The organism is Thermodesulfobacteriota bacterium, from assembly GCA_040757775.1.
In the GTDB taxonomy this organism is placed as follows: domain Bacteria; phylum Desulfobacterota; class UBA8473; order UBA8473; family UBA8473; genus UBA8473.
This window is the reverse complement of sequence record JBFLWQ010000011.1, coordinates 60,478-80,088: the sequence shown is the minus strand read 5'-3', so window position 1 is coordinate 80,088 and position 19,611 is coordinate 60,478. Positions and strand designations below refer to the sequence as shown.

Here is a 19,611-nt window from a genome sequence, read left to right as displayed (position 1 = left end):
AATCACCTTTTATGATAGTATGTTATAGTAACTATATTATCTATATCAAATAATATAGAATATCTAGATTAAAATGTAAAGCTTTTTTTGATGTTGGTTAAAAATTTTTTTGAACAGTCAATGAACCTCCCCGCAGCAAGCAGCGGGGTATTGTCTTCTGTCCTGGGGCTGTCATTCCGTGCTTGACACGGAATCCAGTGGATTTTTTGGATACCGCCCCGGTTTTCACCGGGGTGACGCGCCGGTATGACTAATTCGCAGCAAGGCGCGGGGAATCTACCTCGAAGAAATTAAACTTGGGCATCTTGAAGAGCTTAACTAATCAAGCCGTTTTCTAAAGCGACCGACAGCTCCTGCAAAGACAATCATGCCGAGGAAGGTCAATGCCGCAAATTGGGGCCAGAGAACATCCATACCTACTCCCTTTAAAAATACACCTCTAATAATAACAAGGAAATACCTTAAAGGATTCAGGCAAGTCAACCATTGCACCACAAGAGGCATGTTTGCAATAGGAAAGACAAAACCGCTGAGCATGAAAAAGGGGAGAATAAAGAAGAAGGTGGTCATCATTGCCTGCTGCTGGGTAGATGATATAGTGGATATAAAAAGCCCGATACCCAGTGTACTCAGGAGGAAAACACATGCGGCAACCAGGAGAAGGACAACATTTCCGGACACGGGGATACTGAACCATAAAACAGCAAAGGGGGCTACCACGAACATCTGGCCAAGAGAAATGATGATATAGGGGATGGTTTTACCTACAATAAGCTCAATAGGTCTCAAAGGCGTGACGATCAACTGTTCCATAGTCCCGGCCTCTTTTTCCCTGATGATTGCCATAGAGGTAAAGAGCAGGGAAATCAGCATAATCAAAAAAGCTACAATACCAGGTACAAAGAAGTTCTGGCTGTCAAGGTTTGGATTATACCATGTCCTGATTCTGGCATCTATTTTTCCATAATCCAACTGCTGTGGATATAGCTCTCTGATTAATTCCCGATTAAGCCTGTCGAGAATCAACGATGTATAGGCAATCCGTACAGATGCCATATTGCTCATGCTGCCATTAACTAAGATCTGAATATTTGCCGTCTCACCTTTTCTAATACGCCGACTCAAATCGGGACCTACCTTAACGCCAATATCTACTTTCCCTTTAAGGAGCAATTCTTCTAATTCACGGTGGTTTCTTGAGAAATGGGTAATTCTAAAGACCTTATTGGCATCGAAAGCATCAACCAGCATGCGGCTTTCCTGTGTGCGCGACTGGTCAAAAAAAGCGACCCGTATATCCCTGATATCGTAATTGACAACATAACCGAAAACCAGTAATTGTACGAGGGGTGAAATAATCAGTATGGGCCGGTTTCGTCTGTCTCTGAAAAGCTGAATGAACTCCTTGCGGATCAGTTCACGGATTCGAAGCCATTTCATGTTACATACCTTCCCTTTTCAGTATAACAAGATTTGCAATGGCCAGTGCAATGAACATCATCATCAGAACCAGGTAACTCGACCACAGGTGTATGAGACCCAGATTTCTTAAATATATTCCACTCAGAATATCTATATAATAGGTAGCCGGTACAATGTAAGTCACAAGATTCAGGACTTTGGGCATGTTAACCACTGGAAAAACAAAATTAGAAAGGAGGAGCGAAGGAAGGTATGTAATAAGGACAGCAACCTGATTCGCAACCAGTTGTGATTTTGTAACGACTGAGATGAATAAACCTAGCGTGAGGGCAACAGCAAGATAGATAGAAGATGCTATAATCATGAGCCAGAAACTGGCTTTCATGACTACTCCGAATAGGACCTGTCCCATAAAAATCGCTACCAGGACATCGGTAAGCCCAATCAGGAAGTAGGGAATTGCCTTGCCTATCAGAAATTCCCCTGCATTTATGGGTAAGGATCTGATCGTTTCCATCGTTCCGTTTTCGTACTCCCGTGCAATGACAAGAGAAGTCAACATAGCACCTACAATCATAATAATAATTGCTATGATACCGGGGATAATAAAGTTCCGGCTCTCAAGGCTTTCGTTGAACCAGACCCGGATAATGCCTTCGACAGGCGGTTCGATTTTTTCCAAACCTTCACGATTAAGAAAATCCACCAGAAGTTGCTGGTTATATCTTTCGATAAAAGCAGTAATATATCCCCTTGATATGCCGGCGAAATTAGGGTCGCTGCCATCAAGAAGCACCTGCAATGGTGCTTCCCGGTTTGCCCTGATATTCCCGGTCCATCCCGGAGGAATAATAACTGCCAATTTCACACGGTTGTGGTCCAGATATTCTGTTACAGTCTTTGTATCCTCGAGATGGGCAACAATATTAAAATAGGAAGATGCGCCAAGATGGCGGATAAGGTCGCGGCTAAGGTCTGTCTTTTCATGGTCTACAACGACAGTTCCTATATTGTTTACATCCAGGCTTAAGGCATAACCAAAAAGTAGGATCAAAAGTAGGGGAATTGCAAATGCCAGGTAAAGGCTTCTGAAGTCCCTTATCAGGTGGTATATTTCTTTGCGTGTAATGGCCTGAATCTTTAAAAGGTTCAATAGTTTTTTCGGGACATTAAGGTTATAAAAGCATCGTTTAAGTTTGCCGCAGGAAGATCCGGGCATGTCTCGCTAATAATCTTCGCCGGACTGCCCGTTGCTACTATCCTCCCCTCATTGATCATCACAATTCGCAGGCAATTACGGGCATCATCCATGTAGTGGGTAGTAACAAAGACTGTGATCCCCTCCCCTGCCAGTTGTCCTATGAATGTCCAGAAGTGCTGCCTCGTAATGGGGTCAACCCCTGAGGTGGGTTCGTCGAGGAAGAGGATATCAGGCTGATGAAGCAGGGCACAACCCAGAGCGAGCCGTTGCCGCCATCCGGGTGGCAATTCCCTGGCATACCGATGTCGCACCTCCTGGAGACGGACCACACCCATGATCCATTCAATCCGTTCTTTCCACTGGTTCTGAGGCACGTTGTATATTCCGAGATAAAAACGGAGGTTTTCAAGGGGGTTTAAATCTTCATAAAGGGAAAATTTCTGAGACATGTAACCTATGGACTGTTTTATTTCTTCGGATTCGGTAAATATATCATGCCCTGCCACCATTCCCTCACCGGATGTTGGAGTGATTATACCGCAGAGCATCCGGATAGTAGTTGATTTGCCTGAGCCATTGGGACCAAGGAAACCGAATATCTCTCCTTTCTTTACGGAAAAGGAGATTCTATCGACGGCAACAAATTGACCGAACCGCTTTTCAAGGTCTTTTACAACAATGGCATCAGAGTTTGAAGCTGTCATTAAGCAGTTCCTTATCCACCTTCTGAATGCGATGGATCATTGCTTCTTCCAGACTGGAAAAATTGGAGCGAATCTCTGCCGGGGTGGCTGTATCCAGAAGCTGTGATTGGTGCATCAAACCCAGATAGTCACATTTTTCACCCTCATCGAGGTATGAAGTGGAAACGAGGATGGTCATACCATCATAGCGCATCTGAGTCAGTATATCCCAGAATTCCTGTCGGGATACTGGGTCTACACCATTCGTTGGTTCGTCAAGAATGAGTATCCTGGGTTCGTGGATGAGGACACAGGCAAGTCCCAGCTTCTGTTTCATACCACCGGAAAGATTGCCTGCCAGTCGGCGGGCAAATGGGAGAAGGTTTGAAAATGCGAGATAACGTGCCCTCCTCTTCTTCCTTTCCGCTCCAAAAATACCAAAAATATCCATAAAAAAATCTATGTTCTCTTCGACGGTAAGGTCCTGGTACAGACCAAAGCGCTGCGGCATATAGCCTATCATTGACTTGACCTGCTTCTTTTCGTTTACCACATCCAGTCCATCGATGAAAATACTTCCTGAAGACGGCTTGATCATTGTCGCCACCATCCTCAGGAGGGTCGATTTGCCTGCCCCGTCTGAACCGACAAGACCGAATATAGTTCCCCTGTTTACTGCAAATGATACCTGGTGGACTGCCTCTGCCTGACCGAAGCTCATCGAAACGTTATCTACCTTAATAAACTTATCGTAACCAGGCATCGGCTGGCATTCCTGACTTTAATTCGAGGTTGGGGTTGGGGATAGAAACCTTGACCAGGTAAACAAGCTTGACCCTTTCCTTCTTGGTCTGGATGATCTTAGGTGTGAATTCACCTTCGGGAGAGATAAAAGAAATGCGCCCTGTATAGACCTTGCCGGGAAAGGTATCTACCCTTACCTCTACCTTCTGACCCGGTTTGACTTTACCGATTTCAGTCTCATCTACGAATATTTTAAGGTCCACTTTTGAAAGGTCGGAAAGCGTTATAACCTCACGGCCTGATGTGACCACTTCCCCCGGTTCCACATTGCGGCTGGTAATGATCCCGGAAAAAGGCGATTTCAACTGCGTATATTGCATCTGGATTTCTGTTTGATTGAGGGATGCCTTAGCCGCCTGAACCTGAGACCGGGCAGCCTCAACATCTTTCTTTGTGGCTTCTATCTTTATTAAGTTGCTCCGGGCCTGTTTAACAAGTGCCTCACCTTCGGAAAGCCTGGCTCTTGCTGTCTGAACAGTTTCCTTTCGGGCACCTTCCTTAACCAAATCATAGGATGCCTTGCTGACCTCATATTCCCTCGAAGCTATCTCATACTTGAGCTTCACAGCATCCCAATCCCTTTCAGAAACGATACCTTCCTGATAAAGATTGTTATACCTCTCTCTGGTCTTTTTTGCGTCTTCCATGACGGCATTTGCACTCAAAAACGCCTGGCGTGCCCGTTCTATATCCTGTGCCCTGTTGCCCGCCAGCAACTCATTTAGCTGCGAGCTTAAAGCCCTGACACCTGCTTCTGCCCTTGCCAGTTCAGCGGGCAGGGTCTTCTTATAAACCTCTAACAGGGTTTCAAGTTGCTGTTGATTCTTTAAGGATTTATCCAGGTTTGCTTTTGCCTGTTCATAGCGGGATTGGTGCTCTGATTTATCGAGTTCTGCGAGGAGATCTCCCTTTGCCACAGACTGACCTTCGTTGACCGTAACACTGGACACCCTGCCACCCACCTGGAAAGCAAGATTCGCCTGTGTCGCCTCGATGGTTCCCGAGTAGTACAATTCACTGTGCTGCGTCTTTCGCTGTCCAAAATAGACAAGCAGCCCAACACTAACAAAGAGGATAATGAAAATGAGAATGATGACTCGTTTCTTCATAAAGTGTTTTTCCAGAGGGCTTCATCTACTTCACCCTTTTACCAATTGCCCCCTGTACTCTTTTTATGCTCTCCAGGTCTCTATTCGTCCTTTCCTTGATTCCCAACCTTTCATTAACCTTAAATGCCCTCTCATAGAAACTCAATGCCTTGTTTAACTCTCCCATACCCTCATAGACATGACCGATATTATAAAGGTCTACACCAATCCCAGGTGAGTATTCTATCTGCTTATCAATCTCCAAAGCCATCTTGTAATGCTCAATAGCCGATTCCAACTCCCCTTTTGCCTCATAAACCATCCCTATATTGCTCAGGTTGTTTGCCATTCCTCTTAAGTTTTTTACCTCTCTGTTTATATTAAGGGCTTTTTGATAAAAATCCAGTGCCCTGTCCCGTTCCCCTGAGGAGTTATATGCAATGCCCAGATTATTCAGCCTGACAGCGGCCCCTTCCCTGTTCCCGGTACTCTCATCAAGGAGGAGCGCTTCCCGGAATTTCTCTATAGCCCCTTTTATATCGCCCTTTTTCAGCAATACATTGCCGATATTGTTCAGGCTAGCCGCCTTTCCTGACGAATCATGGATCTCCCCACCTATCCTTAACGCTTCTTCAAAATATTTAAGGGCATTATCCAGTTCTTTTGCATAATAGTACACAGTGCCAATATTGTTTAAGTCTCTTGCAATCCCCTCTCTGTTGTCTATGCTTTCATTGATCATCAAGGATCTCTTAAAGCAGTCAAGTGCCTTTTGATAATCAGCCTTTAAGTAATACATAGAACCCTTCTGGCTGAGTTCCGAAGCCATAGTCTTCTTTTCAGGCAGAATCTTTGCGCTACCACAGCCTGCAAGGATAACAAGGATAAATAGGATAAATAGGATAGGAATCTTTGCGGTCTTCATCTTTCTGCCCCTCTACTTATAAGGCTGTTCCCTGTTGTCAATACTTATACTCTTTCCAGGTTCCGGCTCTTTTATGTTTCTGCTTATTGGCCAGGTCTTGTTCACGGATTGAATTAGTTTATGTGCATCTTCCATAGTTTCCTGACCTGTATTTACAATTCCAGGGACATTAGAGGTTGACTTTTTGATATCATTTACTATTCCTGAAATATCAGAGCTTGCTTTTTCAAAGCTTGCCGTAATCTTTTTAACCAGTGCAGTCGATTCTAACAGGTTATCATACAGCCCTCTTTCTTTAATTGCAGCACCCAGATTTCCTTTTCCCTCCTTAATTTCACCGGTTATTGTTTCCAGATTGCCAAGGGTTTTTGTAAGACTCTTCGTACCCTCTATGATCTCGCTTGTGGTCTTATCAAGATTATGAGTAATCTTTCCCGCATTGCCGGTTATTTGTCCTACAGAATTATTGATCTTCTGAGTGGTCTCTCTAAGGCTAACTGCTATACCACCGGATTCTCTGTTAAATTTTTCTGTGATGGACTTTACATTATCAAGAGTCTCTGTCAGTTTATCTATTGGGGACTTGAAGTCTATCTCTTTAATTATATCGGTAACCTCCTTGGTCTTCTCAGACTTTATCACCCCTCCTTCATATAGGGGTTGTTGCAACATAGCCCCAACGGAGATCTCTATCACTTTACTCCCAATGATAGGGCCGGAAATCCTAGCCACAGAATCACCCCGAATTTTATCTCTATAGGTATCCAATATACTAAGGACAATTTCTACCTTATTGTCTTTGGTTAAACGAATATCTTTTACGCTTCCTATCTCCATCCCTGAAAGTACAACCTTTGACCCCAGTTCAACACCGCCTGCACTATCGAAAATAGTTATAAAACTGTATTTCTTCTCAAACCATCTCTGCCCTCGTCCAATAAAAACCAGGGCGGCTACCAGTACAATAATGGAGAATAATACAAATGCACCAACATATTTTTCAAAGCGTTTAACCCTAAAGTACATGACTAACCTCCCCTTTAGCACTGACCTTTATTTGTCGGCACTCAGCTATCAACAAAACTGAGAGCTGATAGATGATGGTTTCTCGTCTAACTAATTATTTAGTAACTGTGTAGGTAGGCACAAAGGGACAGAACACCAAAGGCACATAGGTAACCCCCCTTCACCCCCCTTTGGCAAAGGGGGGCAGGGGGGATTGCCTTTGCCACTTTGTGCCTGAGTAGCTACCTTATTTATTCATAGAAGTCATGCGTATTACATCAGGATTCTGACTATTCATTATCTCATCCGGTGTCCCTGTTTCAATTATATTGCCATTTTTTATAATAGCTATTCTGTCTGCAATGGAATATGCAAGGGATGTATCACCGGTTACTATTATAGAGGTAACCTTCAGATTCTTAAGCTCCTTAATAATCATGGAAATCTTCTGGACGGTCTGCGAATCAAAACTGGCAGTAATTTCATCAAATAATACAATGTCGGGTTCTATAACCAAAGCCCGGGCAATCCCCACGCTCCTCTTTAGTCCAAGGCTTAATTGGGCAGGCAGAAAATAATAATAACTTTTGTCTATCTGTAAAAGATTCAGCTTTTGTGATACCATCTTTTCTATTTCAGGCTCGCTCAGGTCGGTATGATAACGAAGAGGAAGGGCAACGTTATCGAAGATACAGGTATTGCTTATCAGTGCTGCATCCTGGAACACAAATCCAATCTTTGCTCTCAATTTCCGAATACGGTCCTTTGGTGCCTTATGTACATTAATACCCTTTATATCCACATCCCCATCTTTTGGATGAAAAAGGCCTGCACATAATTTCAGAAGGGTGCTCTTACCGCTTCCACTTGGTCCGATTATTACGAATATTTCTCCGGAAAAGACCCTCATAGTAACTCTACTGAGTACCTCCTCACCATTGTAACTAAAGTTGAGGTTGTCGATTTTTACCGCCACCTCAGGACTCATAAGCTTTAACCTACAAATAGAATAAGAGTGTTATAATAAAATTTACAATAAAACATGAAAGGATAGAGTTAACAGTCCCTCTGGTTGCGGCCTGGGGTACCTCTGTAGAAGAGAATTTTACAGACAACCCATTGTATGAACAGACAAGAGATATAATTAAACCAAAAACAAGACTTTTGAGCAAAGAAACAGAAACATCTGTTAGTGTAAGGGAGATTGCTAAATTATGGAGAAATACGGAAAACCTGGCAGTAGTTATCAAAGTGGAGACAACCAATCCCCCTACCATGGCTACCAGGTTGAAGTATACAGATAAAACCATAACTGCGATGGTCACGCCAATGATTCTGGGTGCAATGATAAAATGAACAGGGCTTATCCCCATAACCTCTATCGCTTCAATCTCATGGGCAACCACCATGTTCCCCAGTTCAGCAACAATCGCTGTACCTGAACGACCGATAACAACAAAGGCTGTAAGCAAAGGTCCCAGTTCCCTGATTATAACCATTATCAGGATCGGAGCAACCAGACTCCCACCTCCTAATTTTGTCAATTGGGCGCCTGATTCTATTATAACTACAGCACCCAGTACCAGAGAAATCAGGGTTATAACCTTTATAGCCTCGACACCGGTAAAGTATATCTGTTTCAAAGTGGTATCGATTATAACATTTAGTCCAAATCTCCTCTCCGTCCACAGCTCTTTAAAGGACAAAAACAGTAAGGTGAAAACATTCAGAACAAAGCCTGCCCTTGACCAACCTTTCCTGGCAGAAAAATCTATGACATTCGTTTCTGATTTTACTCCCCTCACTGTTAGTTTCCTTTTTATTATGCGTTTCTCTTATCTCAGCAACTGCAGGACCCTCCGCAGGCTCCTCCACTCGATAGATTGGAGGAAATAGAATAACCTGACCCTCTATCCGTTTCAATGAAATCTACTTTGACAGGTTGAACCCGCTTTAACAACTCCTTGTTTATTATAAAGGTGCTACCGTCTTTGTTAACAACTTCGTCGTCTTCCTGTGGTCCATCCAGGACCATGCCTAAAGCAGGACCTGCTCAGCCGCCCTCGTTTAAGACTACCCTTATAGAAGGGGCTTCTTCCCTGTTCTTAAAATATTCCTTCATAACTTCACTTGCCTTATCCGATACTTGAAACATCTCTACCTCCTCTTGACAATTATTCTGTTTATTTCAACCTTTCACATAACTTAACCATTAAGTTCACATCGTCAACAAATATTTTCAACCTTAAATTTTTAACCCCCTAACTTTGCTGTTAGTTTTTTAATATTATCCATCTTTTCCATGTCCATTATAATATCTATGATCTGATTGGTACCCTCCTCACCAAAAAAATCGGCGCACAGAAGTCTGAATTTACTTACCATATTTTCTTTGCTGGGTATGTATATACTACGGTCAGGCATTTCATCTCCAGTTGTGTATATCTTTCCATCGACAGTATGCACTTCGAGCAGGGGAAGGGAACGACCCTCCTCTTCCACCAATTCTACTTTCTTGGCTAACTCTCCGACTTCGGGGTCATTATAGTGCCCGGCAAAAAATTTAGCCGATGTAACAGGTTTATCCAAAACTGCAGCAGCAGCACAAAATTGCATACTCATCAGAGCCTGAAACTGAGATTCGAAAGGACCGGCAAAATCCAGTCCAGCATATGAAGTAGCACCTGTCCCCACTCTCTCCACAATTCTTGCAATGTCATTTGCCTTTAGTTTATGCTCAGTCAGAGGTTTTGCAATCTGTATTGGTCTTTGATTTGCACCGCAAACCGGAAAAGCCTTTATACGCATCCTGGAAATGACAAAATCCTGACCAAAGTTTTCTACTGCCTTTCCCATCTTTGCCGCACTTCCTCCCCAGCAACGGAAAAAACCATCTTTCCCCTCCAGTGCCTGAGGGGCAGAGGTAGCCCCTTCTTTGGCTAAAGTTGCAGAGAGGAGACCAGTACGTGCACTCACCCCTGCCTGAAACATCCCTTCCATAGTGCCACTCCACCAAACCTCGTTGGGTGTGCCAGGAGTCAAACTGGCAGCGTAACCTATAGCATTAACCAATTGTTTCTCACTGAGTCCCATTAGTTTGCCGGCTGCTGCAGTAGCACCAAAGGTAGTCAGGATCGGACTGGGCCTGAATGAGGAAACAGTAAAACGCCCTGTCGCACTCATTATACGGCCGACCAGCTCGTATCCCGCTACAGTTGCTGTCAGAACTTCCGTTCCAGAGGCACCCATTTTTTCTCCAACACCTATAACAGCAGAAACAACTGTACTCCCAGGGTGAACAAGTCCGGATAAAATATCGTCCTGAACTATGCTATGAATCATCACGCCATTCGCCAAAATTGCATCAGGTAACGCCACTTTTTTATGACAACCGATAATAGTAGATTTGCCGGTGCTGCTTTGGGCTACCCTGGATGCTATTTTAGAATGGGGAAGATCATGCCCGGCAATAGCACAGCTCAGAGCATCCAGAATACGAAGTTTAACCAGATTTCTTACTTCCTGTGGTATGCCTTGGTAATCAAGATTATGTATGAATTCTGCCAGTTTTTCAGATACGGTTTTTTGTTTCATATCTTTACTCCAGAATGTAAGAATGCCTGTCTAGCAGCAAGACACTTCCTTGCCCCCTTTAGAACAGGTATCTGCATTGTTTGACGTCTCTTTCGGCTCAATTACACAGCAGCAGGAGTCACCTTCGCGACCCAATGCAGCATTGATGATTGCGGCAGCACAACCAACGCCAGCGTTCACGGTAACGGCATCAGAGGGGCAGTTTTGTGCACAAGCCCCACACTCCATACAGGCATCACGATTTTCGATCTTGACGCTGCCGTTAGTAAGGCTCAGCACCGCATGTGGACAGACCAAAAGACATATACCGCAACCAGTACATTTTTCCTGGTCAAGCTTTAGAGTAACCACATCTTTAATATAAACCAGTTGTCCCATTATTTATCCTCCTTCAGGCAATGATGGACTCGTAAAAAGTCAATATTTAACTACCCATGTCATTTTGAGCGTCAGAGAGAAATCTGAAATTATTAAAGAATTAAAGATTCCTCGTCGCTCACGTTCCTCGGAATAACAAAAGCGGACTTTTTACTAAACCATCAGGCAATAAAGCGTGATCCGATCCATAGGGCAATGCCAACAACACCGATCCCAATCTCAAGAGGTATAGCCCAGCGCATCTCCTTTTTGACCCCAGATAGAGAAGTATAGGTAGATGCGCCGGTAAAGTTCATTGCCAGATAGGCAGTGACAGCCGAGACTATGCTCATCCATGCCAGGATTTCAAAACGGTTCGACAAACCTGTCAGGTACCCTCCCCTAAAGGCTGCCAGAATCAAACCCACAAGCAGCCCCAGTGCTAAACCTTTCATGGCAAATGCTCTACCTGGCAACCAGGGCAGAAGAAGCGGAGACAAAACCGAACCGGCAAAGACTGCACTAAGGAATGCCAGCACAGCAAAAAGGCCAGAATTAAAAGCATTGGCCCAGAATCCTTCAGTTCCCCCAAGTCCACCCAATAAAAATAGGATAGGCAAAGCAATCAGAGTTGGCTTAAAGGCACTTACTAATTCAATTGGAATCAAGACAGCCCTTTCCCACATGGTAAAAGTTTTGCACCGCATCTCCGGAGTAGCCTTAAAGCCGGCATCAATAAATGCGGGGAGGTCTTTTGCCCTAATCGGACCGTAGATAACCTTAAAGCCGGAAAGCTTATTTACTTGATGGGCAGCAACTCCCGGCCCAGCCAACTGGGGCAGGATTAACTGCCTGTGAGTCACTACGCCGGCAATGCCACTGGACTTAATGCGTCCAACAAGCTCCCTGGTCCCGAATGTACCCTTCCCTGCTGCGCACCAGACATTGATACCCTTGGTATCCAGAACCAGAATCCAGACATCTCGGCAGAGCATAGCCTCCCGTAAATAATCAAAACTCATCTTGTAATTGGCTGTAACCAGGACCGGAGCATGCTCATCTGGTTGCCCCGAAGCGTAAAGGCCCGGCTCAACACTGTAATGCATGCGGCCCACCCCCCAGCGGGACTTAAAAGTCCCAAGATGATCTTTCCAGATCAGAGAAGAAGAAACTTGAGGTACCATTCCGACAGGGGTCTGAATTGAGCCGATTACAAAGGGCTGGTTCAAACCTGGCAAGCTCACCTGAACCTTTTCCTCCGGAGGTCTGCAAATGGATTCTATCGATATTAGCTGTGACGGCTTTGAGCAGCAATCACCCATGTGAAGATTCTGATTTTCCAATTTTGACTGATAGTTTTTCTCTTTATCCATAAAAATCTTCTCCAACCCGCTACTTAAGACCGGCCAAAGCCTGGAACGCAAGTATTTTCTTTTTTGATTTCGGGGCAAATATTTTATAAATACGATCGTTATCGATATCGAACCCGTTTATGTATCCTCGGGCTAATGGCTTACCATATACACTGAGTGAGACCATACTTTCTTGGGTCAGATTTCCAATTTTATGTATGCCCTGATTCAGCGGGAGCGTAAATGTGGTTTCACCAGGTAAACATCTCAGCTCTTCGGTCTCGATCAGGTGTGCATACCCCTCCCGGGATTCATTGTCTTCTCGTTTGTAATTAAAGACCCCAAGCACCCCGGAAACAGGGCCTATCACACCCCATGAATTGTGGTCATGTATCACCGTGCATTCACCCGGCCCCCAGAGGAACATCCTCAGAGTAAACAGATGGGATGAATCCGCATGCAGAAGCAATTCGTTATCAAACATCGTTGAACGGCCCAAATCGGGGTAGGCCCCTCCCTCAACAATATTGTGCAGAATTTCCGCAAAAAGTGGTTTGTTGCAAAGGAGGCTGGGTAGTTCATCTCTAAAACGTTCAACACAGGATTCATCATCTGTAATGCCGTATAGGCGGTCTGAACAACGTTTACAGAATGAAGCAATCTCCAATTGTACCTGTGATGACATCATTATCTTCCCCTTCAACGGATTTTTGCCAAGTTACATTATAAATTGCTTCAGGATATCCGTTTCAGTGATCAGTCCAACTAATTTATCGTTTCCTACTACCGGTAGACAGCCAATTTTCTTTTCCAGCATAATTCGACCAGCCTCTTTTATATCGGCATCTGGTGAAATAGTTATTACTTTTTTAACCATGACTTCTTTAACTGCCACTGTTTTTAGAAAATCCCTCTTTGCCTTCTCACCAAACCCCATAACCGAAGCAAGGGAACTCTTAAAAAGATCCCGCTGGCTAATTATTCCCACCAGCTTTCCATTCTCAACCACCGGTAGGTGCCTTATTCTTCCAAGCTGCATAATATCGTCTGCCAAACTCAACTCTTCATCTACTTCCAGAGTGATCACCTCTTCAGACATAATGTCTTTTACCCTCATTCATACTTCTCCTTTCTAAAGCACTACTCATCAGTTTACGCCGAAAATGTCATCAGTTATGCCTTTTAACAGATTTTCTGTTAAATCTATAACATTAAATACTCGTTCAGTCAATTTCTTTCTAGAGTTGTCAAAACTTTCGACAGATTATATCTTGACTCCTGCTGCTAAATCTGTTAGAAAATTCGAGTAAAAAGTTTACTAATACATATAAATTGCTGTAGTAATGTTTCCTTTACCCCTTAAGGAGAAGACTAATGGACTTTGAACTAACTGAAGAGCAAAAAATATTAAGAAAGACTGTAAGAGATTTCGCTGAGAAAGAAATAAGGCCTGTTACAGCGGAACTGGATGAAAAACAAGAATTTTCATACGAAATCGTAGAAAAAATGGCAAACCTTGGAATAATGGGTATACCTTTCCCGGAAAAATACGGGGGAGGAGGAGCAGATTTTATATCGTATATTATTGCCGTTGAAGAACTCGCAAGAGTGGATGCATCTTCAGCTATAACCATGTGTGCCCATACATCACTGGGAACCAGTCCTATATACTACTATGGAACTGAGGAGCAGAAACAGGAATGGCTGCCAAAGCTCACCTCAGGTAAGATGCTGGCATCATTCGGGCTTACAGAACCAGATGCCGGTTCAGATGCCGGAGCAACCAAGACTACCGCAGTGCTTGAGGACGGTCACTGGGTAATAAACGGGTCAAAATGCTTTATAACCAACGCTGGAACAAAAATCAGCGGTATAGTAACAATAACCGCTATCACAGGTAAAAGAGAGGACGGAAGGAAAGAAATAGAGTGCATCCTGGTCCCTAAAGGTACAGAAGGGTACAATACAGGGTCTCACTACAACAAGATGGGATGGCGTTGGTCTGATACAACGGAACTATCCTTTGTGGATTGTCGTGTTCCCCAAGAAAATTTATTGGGAGAGAGAGGACACGGACTCCGTCAGATGCTGGAAATTCTCGATGGAGGAAGGCTGAGTGTTGGGGCGATGGGCTTGGGAGGCGCTCAAGGAGCCTACGAGATGGCTTTAAAATACTCAAAGGAGAGGTACCAGTTTGGAAAACCCATATGCAGTTTTCAAGTAAATGCCTTTAAACTGAGCGATATGTTGACAGAGATTGAGCTAGCCAGACTGCTTTTATATAAGGCTACATGGCTAAAAGACAAGAGCAAACCTTACATAAGAGAAGCCGCTATGGCAAAACTCGTTTGTTCTGAGACTATGGGCAGAGTCGTAAATCAAGCATTACAACTGCATGGCGGGTATGGATTTATGAAGGAATACCCTATAGAGAGGTTCTACCGTGACCAAAAGGTACTTGATATTGCCGAAGGGACAAACGAGATTCAACGAATAGTTATATCAAGGACAATAGGGTGTTAGGAGACAGATATGAGTATTTTAGTGGTCGGTTCTGTTGCCCTGGATTCGGTAGAGACACCATTTGGAAAAGTAAGGGATGTCCTGGGTGGGTCGGCGGTATATTTTTCCACGGCAGCCAGTTACTTTGCTGATATTAATATGGTTGCTGTAGTGGGTAGCGACTTTCCAAAAGATCATATTGATTTCTTAAAAAGCAAAAATATTGATATTAAAGGATTACAAAGGGAAAAGGGGAATACTTTCAGATGGGAAGGAAGGTATGGATTTGAACTGAATGAGGCACATACATTGAATACCCAGTTAAATGTCTTCGAAGGTTTCAATCCTAAAATACCTGAGGAGTATAAGGACTCTGAGTATGTATTTCTGGCCAATATTGATCCTGAATTGCAGTTAGATGTTCTAAAACAAGTTAAAAACCCTACTCTGGTTGCCTGTGATACTATGAATTTCTGGATAGAAAAGAAACCTAAAGAGCTCCAGAAAACCATTGAAAAGGTCGATGTTCTAATCATCAATGAGGCAGAAGCCAGGGAGTTTACCTGCGAACCCAACCTAGTTAAAGCGGCAAAAAGGATTCTCTCTATGGGCCCAAAGACCCTGATTGTTAAAAGGGGAGAATACGGGGCTCTTATGTTTACAGGTTCATCTATCTTTCATGCCCCTGCCTATCCACTGGAGAATATCTTTGACCCTACTGGTGCTGGAGATAGCTTTGCAGGAGGCTTTATTGGCTATCTGGCAAATACACGTAACCTGGAGGATGGAAATATTCGTCAGGCGGTTGTATTTGGAAGTGTAATGGCATCTTTTAATGTAGAGGACTTTAGTCTAAACAGGCTGAAGAATCTGACTTACCCTGACATGGAATACAGGTACAGAGAGTTCAAGAAATTTACGCATTTTGAGGACATATGAAGGGATGCTGTAATTCAAAAGGGGTTTGTATTTTTCTGCTCCTCATTGCTTTTATCTTCATCTTCAATGGATGTATCCAGGACAAAACAGTTTTAAAGGAAACATCCATGGTACATCTCAGGTTGGGAGTCTCTTATTTCAGTGAAGGAGATACCACCTCCGCCTTGCAAGAACTCCTGAAAGCCAAAGAATTGAGTCCCGATGACCCCCAGGTTTACAACATTATCGGCTTAATATATTTCAAGAAGAAAGAACATAATAAAGCCATCGATAATTTTAAAAAAGCATTGACTTTAGATCTAAAATTTTCTGAAGCACATAACAATCTGGGTACAGTGTATATGGATTTAAGACAGTGGGATGATGCCATTTTTGAGTTTAAAGAAGCCCTCAGTAATGATCTGTACAGTACTCCTGAACGGGCTTACTGTAATATAGGCTGGGCTTATTACAAGCAGGGAGATATAGGAAAAGCAATTGACAATTATAAAAATGCACTGAAGCTGAGCCCTGATTTTGTTTTGGCCCATTATAACCTTGGGATCAGCTATTTTAGTGTTAATAAGGTAAAAGAAGCTATAGACGAATTGAAACTGGTTATAAAGTTAGATCCCAAATTTGTTGATGCCCACTACCAGTTGGGATTGGCTTACCTTAAACTGGATAGGAAAGCTGAGGCAATAGTGGAATTTGAAGAAGTGGTTAAGACTTCTCCGTCCGGGGAAACCCAGAATGCAGCTAAGAGGTATCTAGAGCTACTGAAGTGATTCGGGGTCAGAAGGAAAACTTTGAAAGGATACAAAGACATTTTCGGCAGCCTTGATATTCATTCCAGGAACTGTGGTCAACTCATTTATAGACGCATCTTTAATGCTTTTTAAGCTGCCAAAGTGTTTTAAGAGTGCCTTTTTTCTCACTAATCCCACTCCTGGTATATCCTCCAGAATGGACCGCAGGTTCTGTTTTCTCCTGAGATTTTGATGGTAGGTTAGAGCAAAGCGATGAGCCTCATCTCTTATTTGTTGCAGCAGAAGCAGAGCTTTAGAGTCCTTTTGCAGTATTATAGGGTTTTTCCGATGTGGAATAAATACCTTCTCTCTATCTCCACCTTTAGCAAGACTTATGGCATCTGCGTCATCCTTTTTTAATTCTTTCAGGACTCTTACAGCAACATTCAACTGCCCTTTACCACCGTCTACCATTATCAGGTCGGGCATATCGTTCTTTTCAAATACCCTCCTATACCTCCTTTTAATAACCTCATACATCATACCACAGTCATCTGCCTGATTCACGGTTTTTATCTTAAAGTGACGATAACCGTTTTTATATACAATCCCTTCTTTAAAGATTACCATCGAACCAACCGCTAATTTCCCTGATATGTTGGATATGTCAAAACACTCTATCTTCCTCGGTAATCTCTTTAAATGGAGTCGTTTTTGGATTTCCTCCAATGCCTTCAGATTGTAACCTTTTTCTCTTTGCTTATCCATAAAGGAATTCTTTGCATTTTCCATCACCATCCTTAAAAGTTTAAGCTTTTCCCCCTTCTTGGGAATATGAATCCTTACCTTTTTGCCCTTTTTTTCCGAAAACCATTCTTCCAACAGCTTCCTGTCTTCTATATCTATGGGTATTACAATCTCTGACGGGATAGATCTATCTTCGCCATAGTACTGTTTCAGGAACGAAGACATAACCTCATTATCTGGAAGCCTCAAATTGGTCATGGAGAATGCCAGGGTATCTAAAACCCTTCCTCCCCGCATAATCATAAGCTGAAATTCAATAACACCTTCTTCTCTGTAAAAGGCAAATACATCCTGATCTGTCCCTAGATTGGAAACCACCTTTTGCCTCTCAATGGTCTTTTCGATAGACGAAATATGGTCTCTGAATCTGGCAGCCTCTTCAAAGTTCAAATTATCCGATTCGTGTTTCATACTTTTTTTTAAAAGCCGTAATAGTTCCTGGTTTTTGCCCTCTAAGAACAGAGTCGCTTCCCTGACATATTTCCGGTAACTCTCCCAATCTACAAGTTTACAACAGGGGGCAAGACACCTCCTGATCTGGTAGCTCAGGCAGGGGCGACTTCTGTTTTTAAAATTAGAGTCACTGCAGCCTCTTATATGAAAGATTCTGGATACCATTTTCAACGTATCTTTTACTGCATAGCTGGAAGAATAAGGACCAAAGTAGCGGGCACCGTCTTTCTTTACCTTTCTTACCAGGGAGAGTCTTGGAAATTCGTCCTGAATATTGAATCTCAGACTAAAATAGGTTTTATCATCCTTCAGGTTTACATTGTATCTGGGCTTATGTTTCTTAATCAGATTGTTTTCTAGAATCAATGCCTCTTTCTCTGTATCAGTGATTATGCAATCTATATCTTCTGCCTGAGACAATAAAAACCTGATTAGGTATCTTGAATCTTCTATTCTGGTAAAGTAGGATTTTACCCGAATCTGAAGGCTTTTCGCCTTGCCAATATAAATAACATCACCTTTCCTGTTCTTCATAAGGTAGACACCTGGGCTGGCAGGCAGTCTGTTTATCTTTTCTTCAGCAATCAATGCTCTAGCCATTAATAACCTCTAATATCTTCTTTACCAGGCGTGGTTCTTGCCCCCCTTCTGGTTACTGATATGGACGCAACCAGAGTGGCAAATTCAGTTGCTTCCTCCAACCCTTTATTCACTAACAAAGCACTTATAAGACCTGCGGCAAATGAATCACCAGCACCAGTTGTATCTACTGCCTTTGATCTTAATGCAGGAACCTCTCTGGTTAAATCTTTAGTTATCAATAAACACCCTTCTGCCCCACGGGTTATTATCACTGCTTTTGGCCCATACTCCAAAAGCCTTCTGCCTGCGTCTTCTCCCTGGAGCCCGGTAAGCATGTTTGCCTCAATCTGGCTTGGCATAATTAAATAGCAGTTAACCAGTATTCCACTCAGCGCTTCAGACCCTTCTTCAGCAAGTATTGATCCCGGATCGAGTATTACCTTTATATTATTATCATATGCAACGCCAGACGCAAATTCCAGTGCAGCTATTGCCTTTTCTCCAATAATGCTGGTTAAGTGTAAAAATCTAGCCTTTTTTATATAGTCAACGGATATGAGGGATCTGTCAAACTCTGATGAAACCCCGCTTGATGAATAGAGTATCCTTTCACCAGCAGGATTTATAGCCGCAAAGACCAGACCGCTATTGCCACCTGTTTGTATCAAATGGGATACGTCTACCCCTTCTTTTTTCAAGTCTTCAATAAGCATATTTCCAAATTGATCGGATCCAACCATTCCTACAAATCCTGAAGAATGTCCCAGTCTTGAAATCCCTACTGCTACATTTGCAGCAGAACCACCATGAAATATTTCTAAGCCTTGAACTGCAACTTCTTCATCTGCCACAGGGAATCTATTTACCTTTGCAATGAGATCTATATTAAGAGCACCTATTGAAATTACGTCTAACATCTTCTTGCCTAAATATCCGGGGTCAGACCATGCCCCCATTGTTTCAAAAGTGACAAAGGCACAGAAGTAACCCACTTCACCCCCCTTTGGCAAAGGGGAGCAGGGGGGGGGTTGCCTTTGTACCTCAAGCTATCCCGACAAGTCGGGACAGCAGTTGATGGACTAATTTATCAACAAAACAGAGATAGTGTCAAGGGATAAAAAGTGGTCTTGAAGGATAAAAGGAAAAGATAACAATAAAGGCAGGCTTCT

At 43.1% G+C, this 19,611-nt stretch carries 20 protein-coding genes; 3 read left to right on the top strand and 17 right to left on the bottom strand.

The window, feature by feature from the left end:
• Window positions 1-318: 318 nt before the first annotated feature.
• From AB1401_08600 to AB1401_08530, 15 genes are all read right to left on the bottom strand, one after another.
• Window positions 319-1,440 (bottom strand): ABC transporter permease, encoded by a 1,122-nt coding sequence (locus AB1401_08600; protein ID MEW6615507.1) that lies wholly within the window; start codon window positions 1,438-1,440, stop codon window positions 319-321.
• 1 nt (window position 1,441) lies between these two features.
• Entirely contained in the window at window positions 1,442-2,575 is a 1,134-nt protein-coding gene (locus tag AB1401_08595) for an ABC transporter permease (GenBank protein ID MEW6615506.1), read from the bottom strand.
• The gene (locus AB1401_08590) at window positions 2,572-3,327 is read right to left on the bottom strand and encodes an ABC transporter ATP-binding protein (protein ID MEW6615505.1); all 756 of its coding nucleotides are present in this window, start codon (window positions 3,325-3,327) and stop codon (window positions 2,572-2,574) included. The genes AB1401_08595 and AB1401_08590 overlap by 4 nt, the downstream gene beginning before the upstream one ends.
• Window positions 3,308-4,069, bottom strand: coding sequence for an ABC transporter ATP-binding protein (locus AB1401_08585; protein MEW6615504.1), 762 nt, complete (start codon window positions 4,067-4,069; stop codon window positions 3,308-3,310). The genes AB1401_08590 and AB1401_08585 overlap by 20 nt, the downstream gene beginning before the upstream one ends.
• The gene (locus tag AB1401_08580; GenBank protein ID MEW6615503.1) at window positions 4,053-5,219 is read right to left on the bottom strand and encodes an efflux RND transporter periplasmic adaptor subunit; all 1,167 of its coding nucleotides are present in this window, start codon (window positions 5,217-5,219) and stop codon (window positions 4,053-4,055) included. Before AB1401_08580 ends, AB1401_08585 begins: the two co-directional genes overlap by 17 nt.
• Window positions 5,220-5,244: 25 nt before the next feature.
• Complete coding sequence (locus AB1401_08575; protein ID MEW6615502.1) at window positions 5,245-6,123, bottom strand: tetratricopeptide repeat protein; 879 nt, start codon at window positions 6,121-6,123, stop codon at window positions 5,245-5,247.
• 12 nt (window positions 6,124-6,135) lie between these two features.
• Window positions 6,136-7,149 carry an MlaD family protein gene (locus AB1401_08570; protein ID MEW6615501.1) on the bottom strand — a complete coding sequence of 338 codons (1,014 nt, stop codon included), beginning with the start codon at window positions 7,147-7,149 and terminating at the stop codon, window positions 6,136-6,138.
• 226 nt (window positions 7,150-7,375) lie between these two features.
• Window positions 7,376-8,104, bottom strand: a complete 729-nt coding sequence (locus tag AB1401_08565; protein ID MEW6615500.1) for an ATP-binding cassette domain-containing protein — start codon at window positions 8,102-8,104, stop codon at window positions 7,376-7,378.
• Between the two features lie 22 nt (window positions 8,105-8,126).
• The gene (locus AB1401_08560) at window positions 8,127-8,933 is read right to left on the bottom strand and encodes an ABC transporter permease (GenBank protein ID MEW6615499.1); all 807 of its coding nucleotides are present in this window, start codon (window positions 8,931-8,933) and stop codon (window positions 8,127-8,129) included.
• Between the two features lie 35 nt (window positions 8,934-8,968).
• The gene (locus AB1401_08555) at window positions 8,969-9,283 is read right to left on the bottom strand and encodes an IscA/HesB family protein (protein ID MEW6615498.1); all 315 of its coding nucleotides are present in this window, start codon (window positions 9,281-9,283) and stop codon (window positions 8,969-8,971) included.
• Window positions 9,284-9,381: 98 nt separating this feature from the next.
• Window positions 9,382-10,722, bottom strand: coding sequence for an MmgE/PrpD family protein (locus AB1401_08550; GenBank protein MEW6615497.1), 1,341 nt, complete (start codon window positions 10,720-10,722; stop codon window positions 9,382-9,384).
• Between the two features lie 30 nt (window positions 10,723-10,752).
• Complete coding sequence (hgcB, locus tag AB1401_08545; protein MEW6615496.1) at window positions 10,753-11,100, bottom strand: mercury methylation ferredoxin HgcB; 348 nt, start codon at window positions 11,098-11,100, stop codon at window positions 10,753-10,755.
• A gap of 161 nt (window positions 11,101-11,261) precedes the next feature.
• On the bottom strand, window positions 11,262-12,401 hold the full coding sequence (gene hgcA / locus AB1401_08540; GenBank protein ID MEW6615495.1) for a mercury methylation corrinoid protein HgcA: 1,140 nt from the start codon (window positions 12,399-12,401) through the stop codon (window positions 11,262-11,264).
• 70 nt (window positions 12,402-12,471) lie between these two features.
• Window positions 12,472-13,119, bottom strand: coding sequence for a cysteine dioxygenase family protein (locus tag AB1401_08535; protein ID MEW6615494.1), 648 nt, complete (start codon window positions 13,117-13,119; stop codon window positions 12,472-12,474).
• Between the two features lie 30 nt (window positions 13,120-13,149).
• Window positions 13,150-13,548 carry a CBS domain-containing protein gene (locus AB1401_08530; protein MEW6615493.1) on the bottom strand — a complete coding sequence of 133 codons (399 nt, stop codon included), beginning with the start codon at window positions 13,546-13,548 and terminating at the stop codon, window positions 13,150-13,152.
• A 257-nt stretch (window positions 13,549-13,805) separates the two neighbouring features.
• Here AB1401_08530 and AB1401_08525 point away from each other — a divergent pair, with 257 nt between their 5' ends.
• From AB1401_08525 to AB1401_08515, 3 genes are read left to right on the top strand one after another with little or no spacing between them, the layout of a single operon-like run.
• Window positions 13,806-14,954, top strand: coding sequence for an acyl-CoA dehydrogenase family protein (locus AB1401_08525; GenBank protein MEW6615492.1), 1,149 nt, complete (start codon window positions 13,806-13,808; stop codon window positions 14,952-14,954).
• A 9-nt stretch (window positions 14,955-14,963) separates the two neighbouring features.
• On the top strand, window positions 14,964-15,872 hold the full coding sequence (locus tag AB1401_08520) for a PfkB family carbohydrate kinase (protein MEW6615491.1): 909 nt from the start codon (window positions 14,964-14,966) through the stop codon (window positions 15,870-15,872).
• Window positions 15,869-16,639, top strand: coding sequence for a tetratricopeptide repeat protein (locus AB1401_08515; protein ID MEW6615490.1), 771 nt, complete (start codon window positions 15,869-15,871; stop codon window positions 16,637-16,639). The genes AB1401_08520 and AB1401_08515 overlap by 4 nt, the downstream gene beginning before the upstream one ends.
• Here AB1401_08515 and uvrC read toward each other — a convergent pair.
• Together uvrC and AB1401_08505 are read right to left on the bottom strand one after the other, a co-directional pair.
• Window positions 16,628-18,460 carry an excinuclease ABC subunit UvrC gene (uvrC, locus tag AB1401_08510; protein MEW6615489.1) on the bottom strand — a complete coding sequence of 611 codons (1,833 nt, stop codon included), beginning with the start codon at window positions 18,458-18,460 and terminating at the stop codon, window positions 16,628-16,630. The genes AB1401_08515 and uvrC overlap by 12 nt on opposite strands.
• Window positions 18,460-19,434 carry a carbohydrate kinase family protein gene (locus tag AB1401_08505; GenBank protein ID MEW6615488.1) on the bottom strand — a complete coding sequence of 325 codons (975 nt, stop codon included), beginning with the start codon at window positions 19,432-19,434 and terminating at the stop codon, window positions 18,460-18,462. The genes uvrC and AB1401_08505 overlap by 1 nt, the downstream gene beginning before the upstream one ends.
• Window positions 19,435-19,611 lie beyond the last annotated feature (177 nt).

What these genes read in the sequence shown, in the direction of transcription:
- AB1401_08600 (MEW6615507.1), bottom strand. Translation starts at nt 1,440, where the DNA reads ATGAAATGGCTTCGAATCCGTGAACTGATCCGCAAGGAGTTCATTCAG.
- AB1401_08590 (MEW6615505.1), bottom strand. Translation starts at nt 3,327, where the DNA reads ATGACAGCTTCAAACTCTGATGCCATTGTTGTAAAAGACCTTGAAAAG.
- AB1401_08585 (MEW6615504.1), bottom strand. Translation starts at nt 4,069, where the DNA reads ATGCCTGGTTACGATAAGTTTATTAAGGTAGATAACGTTTCGATGAGC.
- AB1401_08580 (MEW6615503.1), bottom strand. Translation starts at nt 5,219, where the DNA reads ATGAAGAAACGAGTCATCATTCTCATTTTCATTATCCTCTTTGTTAGT.
- AB1401_08575 (MEW6615502.1), bottom strand. Translation starts at nt 6,123, where the DNA reads ATGAAGACCGCAAAGATTCCTATCCTATTTATCCTATTTATCCTTGTT.
- AB1401_08570 (MEW6615501.1), bottom strand. Translation starts at nt 7,149, where the DNA reads ATGTACTTTAGGGTTAAACGCTTTGAAAAATATGTTGGTGCATTTGTA.
- AB1401_08550 (MEW6615497.1), bottom strand. Translation starts at nt 10,722, where the DNA reads ATGAAACAAAAAACCGTATCTGAAAAACTGGCAGAATTCATACATAAT.
- hgcB (MEW6615496.1), bottom strand. Translation starts at nt 11,100, where the DNA reads ATGGGACAACTGGTTTATATTAAAGATGTGGTTACTCTAAAGCTTGAC.
- hgcA (MEW6615495.1), bottom strand. Translation starts at nt 12,401, where the DNA reads ATGGGTGATTGCTGCTCAAAGCCGTCACAGCTAATATCGATAGAATCC.
- AB1401_08535 (MEW6615494.1), bottom strand. Translation starts at nt 13,119, where the DNA reads ATGATGTCATCACAGGTACAATTGGAGATTGCTTCATTCTGTAAACGT.
- AB1401_08530 (MEW6615493.1), bottom strand. Translation starts at nt 13,548, where the DNA reads ATGAGGGTAAAAGACATTATGTCTGAAGAGGTGATCACTCTGGAAGTA.
- AB1401_08525 (MEW6615492.1), top strand. Translation starts at nt 13,806, where the DNA reads ATGGACTTTGAACTAACTGAAGAGCAAAAAATATTAAGAAAGACTGTA.
- AB1401_08520 (MEW6615491.1), top strand. Translation starts at nt 14,964, where the DNA reads ATGAGTATTTTAGTGGTCGGTTCTGTTGCCCTGGATTCGGTAGAGACA.
- AB1401_08515 (MEW6615490.1), top strand. Translation starts at nt 15,869, where the DNA reads ATGAAGGGATGCTGTAATTCAAAAGGGGTTTGTATTTTTCTGCTCCTC.
- uvrC (MEW6615489.1), bottom strand. Translation starts at nt 18,460, where the DNA reads ATGGCTAGAGCATTGATTGCTGAAGAAAAGATAAACAGACTGCCTGCC.